This window comes from Candidatus Accumulibacter sp. ACC003 (assembly GCF_907163085.1).
GTDB lineage: Bacteria > Pseudomonadota > Gammaproteobacteria > Burkholderiales > Rhodocyclaceae > Accumulibacter.
Genome location: NZ_CAJQTX010000011.1, coordinates 324,720 through 338,274, shown reverse-complemented (window position 1 = coordinate 338,274; position 13,555 = coordinate 324,720). Strand labels below are relative to the sequence as shown.

Sequence of the window (13,555 nt, the reverse complement as noted above, 5' to 3'; positions counted from 1 at the left end):
GCCTGGGCCGTGGTCGACGCGGTGGAATGCGAGTGTTCCCGAAGCCCGCCCAGCCTGCGACAACTACGCGTGCTTGCTACCATTTGTCGAAGAAAAGGACTACTTCTTCCTCAAGACCGTCATCCCGAGTCGCCAGGCGACCCGAGACTATCCAAGTCAAGGTGAAGCAGATGCCGAAAGTTGATGACTACGAGCTCGAAGTCCTGACCGCCTTTGAGGAAGGGCAGTTGAAGTCTGTCGCCACCAAGGCCGAACTTGCCAGGTTCAAGGCGGCAGCGCACGCGACCGCCACCAAGGACCGTCGAGTGAACATTCGCCTGTCCGCCGGCGATCTGAGCGACATTCAGGTCAAGGCCTTGGAGGAAGGGGTGCCGTACCAAACGCTCATGGCGAGCATCCTTCATAAGTACGTTACCGGTCGCCTCGCCGAGCAGCCAGCTCCAGCCGCCAGGTCAGCTCGGAAGCCAGCAGCGAAACGTCGCGCTACTTCGAGCAGCTAATCGTTCCCCCTGGTGCCGAGGTCCGGGCCGGCGCGTACCATTTCGGAATCACGCCGAGAGTCAGCACCGTCGACGACACCATGCCGCCGACCAGCGCGAAAGGCACCGAGAGCATGACGATCAGCGACGCCGGCATGTAGAACAGCGAGCCTTCGTTGAGCGTCGGTATGAATTCCGAAGTGATGCGGTTGGCCGGCACGATGGTGGCTGCCATGACGGCGCCGGCCGGTGCCAGCGTGATGCGACGAATGCCTTGGCCAATCAGGCCAAGGTCCGAGTCTCGCGGTCAAGCGCCAGCCCTTCCCTCTGCCAGCGGCGTCTCTTTCGAACGATTCTGGCGGCCCTTGCTCCGGGTAGGCCACTGAACTACACTGCGCTGATGAACCTTGAATGGGATGAGAGCAAGAGCGACGCCTGTTTTCGTGAGCGGGGGTTCGATTTTGCTTACGCTGCGCGAGCGTTCTTCGATCCAGGCCGCTTGGTACGGGCCGACACTCGCTATAGCTATGGTGAGGAGCGCTTCGAGTTGCTGGGGAAGATCGAATCGCGCCTCTTCGTCGTCATCTACACCTTTCGCGACGAGGCGATTCGCATCATTTCCGCCCGCAAGGCGAACCAACGTGAGAACCAACCTTATGAAGACAGTACGACTGACGATTGACCCCGCGGTGCCCAACTCGCTAAAGGTGGGGCGTATCGACGCCGCTCGTGTGGACGACACGACGGAGGACGAAATTGCTGCGCAACGCGTGGCCGACAAAGCCCTTGCCCTTCAGGATGCCGGCAAATTCGCCCGTCGTGTGCGCAAACGTCTCGGGCTCAGCCAAGCCGAGTTCTCCGAGAAGATCGATGTTTCTCTCGAAACGATCCGCAACTGGGAACAGGGGAAGCGCTGCCCAACAGGCGCCGCGAAAGCCTTGCTGACGGTGCTGGACCGGGCGCCCGAGGCGGCGCTCGCTGCACTCAGCTGAGCAAAAGACGAGGTGATTGCCTGTCGATTCATCGCACCGTCGGGCGTACGCGATCGCATGCTCCCCAAACACGATGACGCTGATGTGTGTTTACTGCTGCCTTACTACTGTTCTGCCGTTGTCCGGGCCGGACCAATTCAGGCTGCTGCCGTTTGACACCGTAGCCGATAAGGAACTCGCCGGGAATGGCGTAGGCATCGCTGATCCTGCAGGCTTCAACAGATTGCTGACACGCCGCGCGCACGGCAGCTCGCGTTAATGTGAAAGTCGCGTACGCGACTCACGAAACTCCCGTCTCCCCTTGCGGGAGAAGGGCCGGGGTGAGGCGGGGAATTCAGGGAGCCTGCTCCCTGCCCGGCGAACGATTCCGGCGTGCAAGCCGGTATGCGCACTGCAAGTGAGAGGGGAACGGTCATGACTTTCATAATTTGAGGTGATATCACGTGTCATGACCGTTAGGGAAGCCTTAGCGTACTCCATTTTCCGTTTCGTGAGTTGCCTCCTACTGACGCACCAGCCTTAGACCATTAGCCACCACCAGCAGACTCGCTCCCATATCAGCGAATACCGCCATCCACATGGTGCCCATGCCGAGCAGCGTGAGTACCAGAAAAACGGCCTTGATGCCCAATGCCAAAGTGATGTTCTGTACCAGGACCGTTCGGGTGGTGCGCGACAGGCGGACGAAACGCGCGATCTTGTTCAGGTCGTCATCCATCAGTGCCACGTCAGCAGTCTCGATAGCCGTATCGGTACCCGCCGCACCCATGGCAAAGCCGATGTCAGCTCGCGCCAGCGCTGGTGCATCGTTGATGCCGTCGCCGACCATGCCAACCTTGCCGCGTTGTGCGTAGCGTTCGATAGCGCGCAACTTGTCTTCTGGCAGTTGATCGCCCAAAGCTTCATCAATTTGAACCTGGGCGGCGATGGCTCGCGCAGTGTGTTCGTTGTCGCCGGTGAGCATGACTGTCTTGATGCCCAACTCGTGCAGTGCCCGGATCGCGGCGCGGCTACCGTCCTTGACCGTATCGGCCACGGCAAACAGGACCAGCACGCGCTCGCCATCGGTGAGCAGAATGACCGTCTTGCCTTGCTCTTCCAACTCGCCAAGGCGAACCTCCAGGAGCGGCGTACAGACGCCAAGCTCGTGGATCAAGCGATGGTTGCCAAGCTGATAAGGCACGCCGCCAACGGTTCCGAGCACACCTCGCCCAGGAATGGCAGCGAAGTCGGCGACATCAAGCAGGATGGTGCCGTTCCCTTGTCCGCTTGTGGCTATGGCGTGAGAAACCGGGTGATCGGAGCGCGCGGCAAGGCTGGTGGCCACTCGGACGGCATCCACTCCGGCCGGCTGATCGAGCAAGACCGTATCGGTCAATACCGGTTTGCCGTGCGTGATGGTGCCGGTCTTGTCGAATGCCAGCCACGCGAGCTTGTGACCTTCCTCAAGATAAACACCTCCCTTGATCAGAATGCCGTGGCGGGCTGCTGCTGCCAGGCCGCTGACGATGGTGATGGGAGTGGAAATGACCAGGGCGCAGGGACAGGCTATGACCAGCAGAACCAGCGCCTGATACACCCAATCGTGCCAGCCGCCACCAAGTAGCAGCGGCGGCACAAGAGCTACCGCGATGGCGAAGACGAACACCGCCGGCGTGTAGATCCTGGCAAACCGATCGACGAAGCGCTGCGTTGGCGCACGTGCGCCTTGCGCCTCTTCGACCGCGTGAATGATGCGTGCCAAGGTCGAATGCGTGGATTCGGCAGTGACCCGGAATTCGACGGAGCCAGACTGGTTGATGGTTCCAGCGAATACACTGTCGCCAGCCGACTTGTCGACCGGCAAGCTCTCGCCGGTAATAGGCGCCTGGTTGATGCTTGATCGCCCCGCCGTCACCACACCATCGAGGGCGACGCGCTCGCCTGGTTTGACGCGCACGATTTGGCCAATGGTGACATCCTTGGCTGGCAGTTCGGCCCACGCACCGTTCGCTTGCCGTACTGTTGCCATTTCCGGCGTCAACTGCACCAGGCTGCGAATGGCATTGCGTGCCCGATCCAGGGACTTCGCCTCGATCAACTCGGCAACAGTAAACAAGACCATGACCATGGCCGCCTCTGGCCACTGGCGCAGCAATACCGCACCCGTCACGGCAATGCTCATCAGGGCGTTGATATTGAGATTGCCGTGGCGCAGCGCAATCCAGCCCTTCTTGAAAGTGCCGATACCGCTGATTGTGATGGCGACGAGAGCCAGCAATCCGGACAACCATTCCGGCAAGCCAAGCCAATGGACAATTTCCGCGCCCAGAGCGGCAAGCCCGGCCAGCGCCAACGGCCACCAGGGCTTGCCGACTGCCTCGGCGGGCGCGCTGCCCTGGCTGCCTGCCTGCATTGGCTCGGTACTCATGCCCAGGTCGCGAATCGCCGTCTCAACGGCAGCTAGCGCGTTGTTTTGATGGACAACGGTCAGGACTCGCTGCATGAGGTTGAATTCCACCCCGCGCACCGCGGCTATGCCACCCAGCTTATTGCGGATCAAAGCCTCCTCGGTCGGGCAATCCATCTGGGCAACGCGTAGACGAGTGAGTGTGTAGCCGGCCGGAATTTTTGCGGAGACTGGACTGGCGTTGCCTGATGGCGATGTTGCTAACGGATCGGCAGCGCAACACGCCTGGCCATGGTCCAGCGAATGCCCATGATCGTGATGCGCGGGCAAGGCGTCGTGAGCATGCGCATGATCGTCGCCGCATGTGTGGTGAGCATGCGTGATTTTCACGGGGCGAGAGGCCATGGCGTTGTCCAATTGTTGGTATGCTGCGCATTGCACACCCTGAAGTTCCTATAGGGTCAACTGTTTTGGAGACTACCCGTGAAGATCGGTGAACTCGCCCAAGTGGCACAATGCACGGTGGAAACCGTGCGTTACTACGAAAAGGAAGGGCTGCTATCCGCGCCGGCACGGACGATGGCCAACTACCGCAGCTATGACGAGTTCCACGTCGAGCGGCTTCGCTTTATACGGAATTGTCGTGCCCTGGATATGACGCATGCGGAAATCCACACGCTGCTGGGTCTGATGGATCAACCCGCCGGTGATTGCGGTGGCGTCAATCAACTAGTCGACGAACACATTGCCCACGTCGACGTGCGTATGGCCGAGCTCTCCCAGCTCAAGCAACAGCTCAGTGAGCTGCGTCAGCGCTGCCAGAGCGAGCAGGCCATGGACGCCTGTGGAATCTTGCAGGGGCTGGCGTCGATGGCAACCGAAGCTCGGCATGAACGGCACACACACCTCGGCTAAGTGGCCTTGGCGTGCCTTGCTCTTCGTTTTCTGAGGCGACCAAATGTGAAAGTCGCGCAAGCGACTCACGAAGCTCCCTTCTCCCCTCGCGGGAGAAGGGTTGGGAAAGAGGGAATCGGTCATGACTTTCATGATCTGGGGAATCTCAACAGGTCATGATCGTTAGCGGTCAGTCCGCGCTCAGCACCTGCGCCGCCGGCCTTGCCAAACTCCGCCGCAACTGCCACTGCTTGACCAACGCGTACAGCGCCGGAATCACGCATAGCGTCAACACCGTCGACGACACCATGCCGCCGACCATCGCTGCGGCGATGCGGCTCATCACTTTTGAACCGCTGCCGCTCGAGCACACGATCGCCAGCAAAGTGAGGTTTGGGGAGAGAACTGACCCTCCTCGCTGCGCTGCCCAAGACTTGCTCAACGCTCAAAGCGCCGCGTGGCTTGCCCAGAAGTTCGCAGGAGTCACAATTGGGTAACGGTCGGCCAAGGCGAGCAAGTCTTTATCGCCTGTGATGAGATAATCGGCTCCCGATATCTTCAGCGCCGCAAGCAGGGTAGCAAGCACCGGTTGATCATCGGCATCGCGTAATGCCGGTTCAACACTGGCGAGCGGTTCAATGATTTCGGCCTGTATGGAAAGGGCATCGACCAGATCGTCGACTTCCGCCAAGGTCAATCCGTGGCGGTTAACCAGGCGGGGCAATACGCGCCGCAACTCCTCCACGATGTACGAAGAGAGGAGTACGTCGACCGAACCGTGACGCCAGGCCGCCAATATTTTTCCAGGCACGCTGGCTGGATAAGCAATCCCCGAGAGCAGCACATTTGTATCAAGCACCACTCGCAGAGTGGCCACGGCAAATCAGCGGGTTTTCGCCGGCATGGGCGCCGCTGCCCTATCAGCCGCGATGGCGGCATTTATTTCAGCCAGCCCCTCTGGCTCAGGCACTTCAGAAAATCCGGCCTCCAGGCGTTGGCACAGAGCGTCAAAACGGCTCTGCATGCGGCGGATGCGCTCAAATAATCTGGCGTCAACAAGCACTGCAACCGGCTTCCCGTCCTTGTTGATTACCACGCTATCGTGCCGGTACTGCACTTGCTCGAGCATCTCGCCCAGGTTCTTCTGCAAGCTGACCGCGCTGGTTTCGGTGATCATGATGCCTCCATCGATATGACCAGACGGGTCAATATGATCGAACGACATTGGCTGGTCAAGCTGTTTTCAAGGAGTGATTATCAAAGCGGGAGTAGCCGGCCAAGCAGCCACTTCTCGTGTCGCCCGCGCGCGCAAAGGGCGTGGCCTGCCGAGAGCACGCTCTCGCCAGTCAAGCCTCGCTCAACGGCAGCACCGGCGCTTTCGCCAGCTCGCGCCGCAACTGCCACTGCTTGACCAACGCATACAGCGCCGGAATCACGCACAGCGTCAACACCGTCGACGACACCATGCCGCCGACCATCGGTGCGGCGATGCGGCTCATCACTTCCGAGCCCGTGCCGCTCGACCACATGATCGGCAGCAGGCCGGCCATGATCGCCACCACGGTCATCATCTTCGGGCGCACGCGTTCGACGGCGCCTTCCATGATCGCCAAGTAGAGGTCGGCGGCGCTCGGATCGACGCCTTCGGCGCGGCGCTTGGCGGTGACCTCCTGCCACGACTGGTCGAGGTAAATCAGCATCACGACGCCGGTCTCGGCGGCGACGCCGGCCAGCGCGATGAAGCCGACGGCCACCGCCACGCTCATGTTGTAACCCAGCCACCACATCAGCCAGATACCGCCGACGAGCGCGAACGGGACTGACAACATGACGATCAGCGTCTCGGTGAGGCGGCGGAAGTTGAGGTAGAGCAGCACGAAGATGATCGCCAGCGTCAGCGGCACGACCACCGCCAGCTTGGCCTTGGCGCGCTCCATGTACTCGAACTGGCCCGACCAGGTGGCGTAGTAGCCGGGCGGGAAAGTGACCTTGTCGGCGACGGCTTTCTGCGCGTCCCTGACGTAGGAACCGACGTCGCGATCGCGGATGTCGACGAAGACGTAGGCGGCGAGCAGCGCATTCTCGGTCTTGATTGCCGACGGGCCGTTGCGCAATTCGATGCTCGCCAGTTGGCCAAGCGGGATCATCCCCGACTGGCTCGGAACGAAGACCTCGTTGGCGATGCGCTGCGGATCGTCACGCAGCGCGCGCGGATAGCGCACGGTGACGCCGTAGCGCTCGAGACCTTCGACGGCGGTGGTCACCAGCGCGCCGCCGAGGGCGCTGCTGATCACCTGCTGGAAGTCGCCGACGGTGATCCCGTAGCGCGCCAGCTGCTCGCGTTTCGGCGTGATGTCCAGGTAATAACCGCCGGTGACGCGTTCGGCGTAGGCGCTCGAGGTGCCGGGAACGTCCTTCACCGCCTGTTCGATCTCGCGCGCGACCTTCTCGATCACCGCCAGCTCCTTGCCGAAGACCTTGACGCCGACCGGCGTGCGAATGCCGGTGGACAGCATGTCGATGCGCGCCTTGATCGGCATCGTCCAGGAATTGGCCAGGCCGGGGAACTTGAGCGCGGCGTCCATCTCGGCGATCAGCTTGTCGACGTTCATTCCCGCCCGCCATTCCTTCTCGGGCTTGAGGTTGATCACCGTCTCGAACATCTCGATCGGCGCCGGGTCGGTGGCGCTGGCGGCACGACCGGCCTTGCCGTACACCGACTCGACTTCGGGGAAGGTCTTGATCACCCGGTTGGTCGTTTGCAGCAGGCGCGCGGCTTCGGTCACCGACATGCCGGGCAGCGACGCCGGCATATAGAACAGCGAGCCTTCGTTGAGCGTCGGCATGAACTCCGAACCGATGCGGCTGGCCGGCACGACGGTGATCGCCATGACGACGCCAGCCAGTAGCAGCGTGACGATCTTGTTGCGCATCACCGACTTGATGATCGGCCGATAGACCCAGATCAGGAAGCGGTTCACCGGGTTCTTCTGCTCGGGCATGATCCGGCCGCGAATGAAGAACATCATCAGCACCGGCACCAGCGTCACCGACAGCACCGCCGCGCCGGCCATGGCAAAGGTCTTGGTGAAGGCCAGTGGGCTGAACAAGCGCCCTTCCTGGCCCTCGAGCGTGAACACCGGCAGGAAGGAGACGGTGATGATCAGCAGCGAATAGAAGAGCGCCGGCCCGACCTCCTTGCAGGCGCGAATCATCGTCGCCGCGCGGTCGTGTCTGGTCGCATTCGGCGGCAGGTGTTCGAGCCGCTTGTGGGCGTTCTCGATCATCACGATGGCGGCGTCGACCATCGCGCCGATGGCAATCGCGATCCCGCCGAGGCTCATGATGTTCGAACCCATGTTCATGCTGCGCATGGCGATGAAGGCGATCAGGATGCCGATCGGCAGCGTCAGGATGGCGACCAGCGCGCTCCGGACGTGCATCAGGAAGATCACGCAGACGGCGCCGACGATCAGGCTTTCTTCGAACAGCGTCCATTTGAGATTGTCGATGGCGCGCTCGATCAGCTGCGAACGGTCGTAGACGGGAACGATCTCTGTCCCTGCCGGCAGACCCGGCAGCAGCTCTTCAATCTTGGTCTTGACGTTGGCGATGACGTCGAGCGCGTTCTGGCCGAAGCGCGCCATGACGATCCCGGACACCACCTCGCCCTCGCCGTTGAGTTCGGTAATGCCGCGGCGGCCGGCCGGGACGATTTCGACGCGCGCGACGTCGCGCACCAGCACCGGCGTGCCGCCGTCGCTCTTCAGGACCAGCGTCTCGATATCGGCGACGCCCTTGAGGTAGCCGAGGCCGCGGACCATGTACTCCTTCTCGGCGAGCTCGACGACGCGGCCGCCGACGTCGCGGTTCGATTCACGGATCACCTGCGACAGGCGCGCCAGCGGGATGCCGTAGCTGGCCAGCCGGTGCGGGTCGACGGTGACCTGGTACTCCTTGACGAAGCCACCGACGCTGGCGACTTCGGCGACGCCGCCGGCCTTGCTCAGCTGGTAACGGACGTACCAGTCCTGGACGCTGCGCAGGTCGGCCAGCGTCTGATCCTTGCCGGTCAGCGCGTACTGGAAGACCCAGCCAACGCCGGTCGCGTCGGGTCCCATCTGCGGCGAGACGCCTTGTGGCAGGCTGCCCTGCACCGAGCTGAGGTACTCGAGAACGCGCGAACGCGCCCAGTAGATGTCGGTGCCGTCCTCGAAAATCACATAGACGTAGGACGCGCCGAACATCGAGAAACCGCGCACCACCTTGGCTTTCGGCACCGCCAGCATGGCGGTCGTCAGCGGATACGTCACCTGATCCTCGACGACCCGTGGCGCCTGCCCAGCGTAGGGCGTGAACACGATCACCTGCACGTCGGAAAGATCCGGCAAGGCGTCGAGCGGTGTTTTCTTGACCGCGTAGATGCCGCCGGCGACGACCGCCAGCGTCGCCAGCAGCACCAGGAAGACGTTGCGCGCCGACCATTCAATCAGCCGATCGAGCATCTCAGTGAGCCTCGTGCTGGGCTTTAGGCGCCTGGTGGATGCGGGTGATGACGAATTCGCCGTCGCCGCGATCCTCGAAGTCGAAACGAATCGGCGCGCCGGGGGCAATTCCCTTCGCCACTTCGGGGCTTGCCAGCCCGAACTCCATGGTCATCGCCGGCCACTTCAAGGCCGGGATCGGTTCGTGCGTCACCGAGACGGTGTTGGCCGCGACGTCCAGCGAATCAAGCGAACCCGTGGTCTGATACGCCTTGGCGGCCTTGGCGCCCTTCACCGCGGCCGCCTTGGCCTCGGGCGCGGTAAAGGTCGCCAGCGCCGCTTTCAGGTTGCTTTCGGCGTCGATCAGGAAATTTGCCGCGACGACGACTTGGTCGTCGACCTGCACGCCGTCGAGGATCTCGACGGCGTCGCGGCCGCGCAAGCCGAGCTGCACGGCCTGCGGTTTGTACTTGCCCTCGCCGAGCACCAGCAGGACCACCTGCCGGTCACCGCTATCGATCACGGCCGATTTGGGAACGGTCAGGCGGGCGGCCTTGCCGGCGGTGGCAATCTCGACGTGCGCGAACATCCCCGGCCGCAGCAGGCCGTCGTGGTTCTTCAGCTCGAGACGAACCGGCGTCGTTCGCGTCGCGGCGTTGAGCGTCGGATAGAGATAGGTGACCCTGGCGTCGAAGTGCTGCCCGGGGAAGGCGTCGATCACCACCCGCGCGGCTTCGCCGAGCTTGACGCGCGCCAGATCCTTCTCGTACACGTCGGCGATCACCCAGACGCTGGCCAGGTCGGCGATGCGGTAAATGACCGCGCCGGCCATGAAGCGCATTCCCTCGACGGCCTTCTTTTCGAGCACCACGCCGCTGGCCGGCGACGCGAAGACGACGGTGTCGCCCTGCTTGCCGGCGGCGGCGCCGACCTTCCAGTTGCGCAAGCGCTCGCGCGCCGCTTCGGCGAGGCGCCGGGCACCCGCACGTGCCGCCGGATCGGCGTCGCCGGCGCCGCGCTCGAGCTCCTCGGCGATGCGCAGTTCCTTCTGCGCCGAAACGAGTTCCGGGCTGTACACCGAGAACAGCGGCTGCCCCTGCCGCACCGGGTCGCCGGTGGCGTTGACGTACAGGCGCTCGATCCAGCCCTCAAAGCGTGGCGCGACGTCGTGCGTCCGGCGCTCGTCGACCTCGACGCGGCCGACCGCGCGCAGCGCCGCGTCGAGCATCGTCATTTCGGCACGCGCGGTCTTGACGCCGAGCGTTTGCAGGCGCGCCGGACTGACCTTGACGACGCCGCTGTCGTCAGGCCCGTCACCGCCCTCGTCCGCGTAAACGGCGATGTAGTCCATCCCCATCGAGTCTTTTTTGGGCTCGGGCGAGGTGTCGGGCAGGCCCATCGGGTTGCGGTAGTAGAGCAGCTTGCGCGGGGCTTTGCCGTCAGTCGTTCCTGGCGCAGCGCCGGACTCGTCCAGGCGCGCGCCGGCCGTGCCGTCGGCGACGGCGGGCGGTGCAGCGTGGCGACTGCCAAACCAGTAGCCCGCGCCCGATCCGGCGGCGATGGCGATGGCGACGATCGCCAGCGAGAGATGGCGGTTCACAGCGGTGCTCCAGCAAGAAATTCGAGTTCGGCCAGGCGAACCGCGCTCTCGACGTCGGCGTCGAGCAGCGCCAGGCGGGCACGCAGAACCTGCCGCTCGGCGTCAAGCAGCGTATTGAAGTTGACGCGGCCGCTTTCATAGCCCGACTGCGCCGCCTTGAAGGTGGCCGTGGCCTGCGGCAGCAGCGTGCCCTTGAGCAGGCGCGCCTTGTCGCGGCTGGCCTCGAAGGCGGCGAGCGTCTCGCCGAGGCGGCCGGCGAGGCGCGTCTCGGCGGCGAGCACGCGGGTTTGCGCCGCGTCCAGCTTGCGTTCCGCTTCGCGCTCCTGAGCGCGCCGCGACGATTGTTGCAGCGGAATCGTCACGCCGACCATCAACTCCCAATTGTCGGCCGCGTTGTACGGGCGGTTGTTGGTCAGGCCGACGGCGAAATCGGGATAACGGTTCAACCAGGTGAGATCGCGATTCTTTTCTGCGGCGACGACGCCGAAACGCTCGCGCGATACTTCTGGCGAACGCGTGCGAATCTGTTCGAGCAGGCTTTGGTAGGACACTTCGCTGGGAGCGCTTGGCAAGTAGCCGGGATCGGAGAGCGGCGCATTGCCGTCGCGCGCCAGCAGGGCGTTGAGTTTGGCGGCGTTGTCGCGCTGCCGACGCTGCGCTTCGACGAGGTCGATCTTCACCGAGGTCAGTTCGCTCTGCGCGCGCAAGGCGTCCTGCTGCGGCACCAGGCCGACACCGTAGCGGGTGAGCACCAGTTGCTCGATGGCGTCGAACAAGGACAGCGTCTCGCGGAGAATGGCAATTTGACCCGACGCCTGGAACTGCCTGGCGTAGGCGGTCTTGATGCGGTTTTCGACCTCGAGCGCGGTGCCTTGCTGCAGCGTTTCGACCTGCTCGGCCTGCGCCTCGGCGACCTCACCACGCAGTCCGCGTTTGCCCCAGAACGGCAAGGGCTGGACGACCCGGTAGCGCGTATTGCCGACCTGCCCTGGCAGCAGCGAAGGCGAACGCCCGGAATTCACGGTATTGGTGAAGTCCATCAGTTCGAGTTCGAAACGCGGGTCGGGCAGCGCCGCGGCCGGCTCGACGCGTTCGCGTGCCGCCTCGGTCTCGTATTTGCGGACGCCGAGTTCGGGGTTGTGCTCGCGGGCATAGCTCAGCAAGCCGCTGAGCGTCGCGCCCAGCGGGGCGGCCGGCGGGCCTTGCGCGGACAGCGGCGCGACGTGCAGGGCGAACGCGAAAAACACCAGGGCAGACACACCGGCAGGCACGCAGGAACTCGCCAGGCGCCCGCTGCTGGCCTTGCTAATCGGGGGCATCATCGATCTCGAAATCCGGTAGCAGAAGAGACCGGGTCCGGCAGTAGCGGACGCGGCGAGGCGGTGCGGGAAACTACCTGGCCGCTTCGATCGTGGTGATGGTCAGCGCGTCGCCGACCTTGTCGGCGGTGAAGCTCACCTTCTCGCCGGCCTTGACCTGCTCGAGCATCGCCGGGTCACCGACAACGAAGGCCATGGTCATCGGCGGCATCCCGAGATTGGCCAGCGGGCCATGCTTGATGGTGATCTTGCCGGCGGCTTTATCGATTTTCTTGACGGTGCCTTCGGAAGAAGGCGCCGCCTTGACGCTACTGGCGCTGCTGCCCGCCTGATGATGGGAGTCGTGCTCGGTGGCGGCAATCGCCGGGCCGGCAAGGACCAGGGCAAGCACGGAAACAGCGGGGAACAAGGATTTCATGACGGCTCCTGTTGATCAATGAGGGGGGTCGTTTGGCGCTGACTTGCTGTCGCACGACGACGGTTTCTGCTTACACCCGCCGCTGCCACAAGCTCGGACTCAAGGTCGCCAAAGCCGCGAATGATGCCTACCTCAGCAAGTCAGCAAGCTGACTTCGTGATTACATTTCTGTAATGCCGCGCCAACAAATGCCGAAGGAGCAGTCCCTGCGCCGGCGCGCTCGTCACTCGCCACGATGCAGCGCGCGCTGGTAGAGGTCGACGACCAGCGCCGCCAGCTGCGCCGGCGAAGCGTGGGCGCCCTGGGCACTCAACACGGCTTTCAGGATGCCTTCGAGGACCGCGCCATCGACCGCCGGCGGCTCGCCAGTGGCCGCACCTGGCGCGCTCGCCGTGTAGCTGGCCCGGACCTGTGCGGCGGTGCGCGCGCCCTGCCCGGTCGCCAGCCAGTCGACGCTGACGCCGGCGGCGGCGGCGATGGCGAAAGCCTTGTCGAGCGGCGGCATGCGGCCGTCCCTGAGATAGGTCCGCAGAACCGATTCGGCCATCGCGCACTTGCGGGCGAAAGACGCGATCGACTCATTGCCGATAAGTGCTTTCAGGCGCGCCGCCAGCGCGCCGGCTTCGACGTCGAGGACGCGCTGCTGCTCGTAACTCAGCCGGCCCGCTGCGGGACCGTCGTTGGGCGTTTCACTCATCGATAGTCTGTCGAATGGAGGCTGGAAAAGAGACGCAAGAAGTTGTTGACACGCCGCAAGTTCTTGCTGACAATTAAGTCTCACAGGATAGCAGGAAAGATCAGATACAGCGCTCACCGCTTGTCTTTGCCGCACCCGACGACACCAGAACACGCGGACCCCGGCTTGCGTTGGCCAAACGAAAAGCTGACTTAAAGGCTCCGGCAAGTCAGTGCAAAATTTACTAAGCTGTAGGCTCCCGACTGCAGCGGCAGCAAGCGAGGAGGCAGAACCCACCAAGCCG

At 63.4% G+C, this 13,555-nt stretch carries 14 protein-coding genes; 4 read left to right on the top strand and 10 right to left on the bottom strand.

All coding sequences use genetic code 11. The features are described 5' to 3' along the window. Positions 1-170: 170 nt before the first annotated feature. Positions 171-500, top strand: coding sequence for a hypothetical protein (locus tag QZ656_RS23280; protein ID WP_291995621.1), 330 nt, complete (start codon positions 171-173; stop codon positions 498-500). Here QZ656_RS23280 and QZ656_RS23275 read toward each other — a convergent pair. Beyond that, complete coding sequence (locus tag QZ656_RS23275; RefSeq protein WP_291995620.1) at positions 484-714, bottom strand: hypothetical protein; 231 nt, start codon at positions 712-714, stop codon at positions 484-486. The genes QZ656_RS23280 and QZ656_RS23275 overlap by 17 nt on opposite strands. Before the next feature lie 39 nt (positions 715-753). Here QZ656_RS23275 and QZ656_RS23270 point away from each other — a divergent pair, with 39 nt between their 5' ends. Both QZ656_RS23270 and QZ656_RS23265 read left to right on the top strand, forming a co-directional pair. Further along, positions 754-1,161 (top strand): BrnT family toxin, encoded by a 408-nt coding sequence (locus tag QZ656_RS23270; RefSeq protein ID WP_366522225.1) that lies wholly within the window; start codon positions 754-756, stop codon positions 1,159-1,161. Continuing rightward, positions 1,136-1,471, top strand: coding sequence for a helix-turn-helix domain-containing protein (locus QZ656_RS23265; RefSeq protein ID WP_291995669.1), 336 nt, complete (start codon positions 1,136-1,138; stop codon positions 1,469-1,471). Before QZ656_RS23270 ends, QZ656_RS23265 begins: the two co-directional genes overlap by 26 nt. A 502-nt stretch (positions 1,472-1,973) precedes the next feature. Here the strand turns inward: QZ656_RS23265 and QZ656_RS23260 are convergent. Continuing rightward, positions 1,974-4,037, bottom strand: a complete 2,064-nt coding sequence (locus QZ656_RS23260; RefSeq protein ID WP_291995618.1) for a heavy metal translocating P-type ATPase — start codon at positions 4,035-4,037, stop codon at positions 1,974-1,976. A 306-nt stretch (positions 4,038-4,343) separates the two neighbouring features. Between QZ656_RS23260 and cadR the strand changes: the two genes are divergently transcribed. Continuing rightward, complete coding sequence (cadR, locus tag QZ656_RS23255; RefSeq protein WP_291995617.1) at positions 4,344-4,775, top strand: Cd(II)/Pb(II)-responsive transcriptional regulator; 432 nt, start codon at positions 4,344-4,346, stop codon at positions 4,773-4,775. Positions 4,776-4,944: 169 nt separating this feature from the next. Here the strand turns inward: cadR and QZ656_RS23250 are convergent, their stop codons facing one another. The 8 genes from QZ656_RS23250 to QZ656_RS23215 all read right to left on the bottom strand — a co-directional run bounded on the left by QZ656_RS23250 (position 4,945) and on the right by QZ656_RS23215 (position 13,272). Beyond that, positions 4,945-5,139: an efflux RND transporter permease subunit gene (locus tag QZ656_RS23250; protein WP_291995616.1), complete on the bottom strand. Its 195-nt coding sequence runs from the start codon at positions 5,137-5,139 to the stop codon at positions 4,945-4,947. A 60-nt stretch (positions 5,140-5,199) separates the two neighbouring features. Continuing rightward, positions 5,200-5,631: a putative toxin-antitoxin system toxin component, PIN family gene (locus QZ656_RS23245; protein WP_291995615.1), complete on the bottom strand. Its 432-nt coding sequence runs from the start codon at positions 5,629-5,631 to the stop codon at positions 5,200-5,202. Positions 5,632-5,637: 6 nt separating this feature from the next. Further along, positions 5,638-5,931, bottom strand: a complete 294-nt coding sequence (locus QZ656_RS23240; RefSeq protein WP_291995614.1) for a type II toxin-antitoxin system Phd/YefM family antitoxin — start codon at positions 5,929-5,931, stop codon at positions 5,638-5,640. 169 nt (positions 5,932-6,100) lie between these two features. Continuing rightward, the gene (locus QZ656_RS23235; RefSeq protein WP_291995613.1) at positions 6,101-9,259 is read right to left on the bottom strand and encodes an efflux RND transporter permease subunit; all 3,159 of its coding nucleotides are present in this window, start codon (positions 9,257-9,259) and stop codon (positions 6,101-6,103) included. Between the two features lies 1 nt (position 9,260). Further along, complete coding sequence (locus QZ656_RS23230) at positions 9,261-10,838, bottom strand: efflux RND transporter periplasmic adaptor subunit (protein ID WP_291995612.1); 1,578 nt, start codon at positions 10,836-10,838, stop codon at positions 9,261-9,263. After that, entirely contained in the window at positions 10,835-12,160 is a 1,326-nt protein-coding gene (locus QZ656_RS23225) for a TolC family protein (RefSeq protein WP_291995611.1), read from the bottom strand. Before QZ656_RS23225 ends, QZ656_RS23230 begins: the two co-directional genes overlap by 4 nt. A gap of 70 nt (positions 12,161-12,230) precedes the next feature. After that, positions 12,231-12,575 (bottom strand): copper-binding protein, encoded by a 345-nt coding sequence (locus tag QZ656_RS23220; protein WP_291995610.1) that lies wholly within the window; start codon positions 12,573-12,575, stop codon positions 12,231-12,233. A 223-nt stretch (positions 12,576-12,798) separates the two neighbouring features. Then, entirely contained in the window at positions 12,799-13,272 is a 474-nt protein-coding gene (locus tag QZ656_RS23215; RefSeq protein ID WP_291995609.1) for a helix-turn-helix domain-containing protein, read from the bottom strand. Positions 13,273-13,555 lie beyond the last annotated feature (283 nt).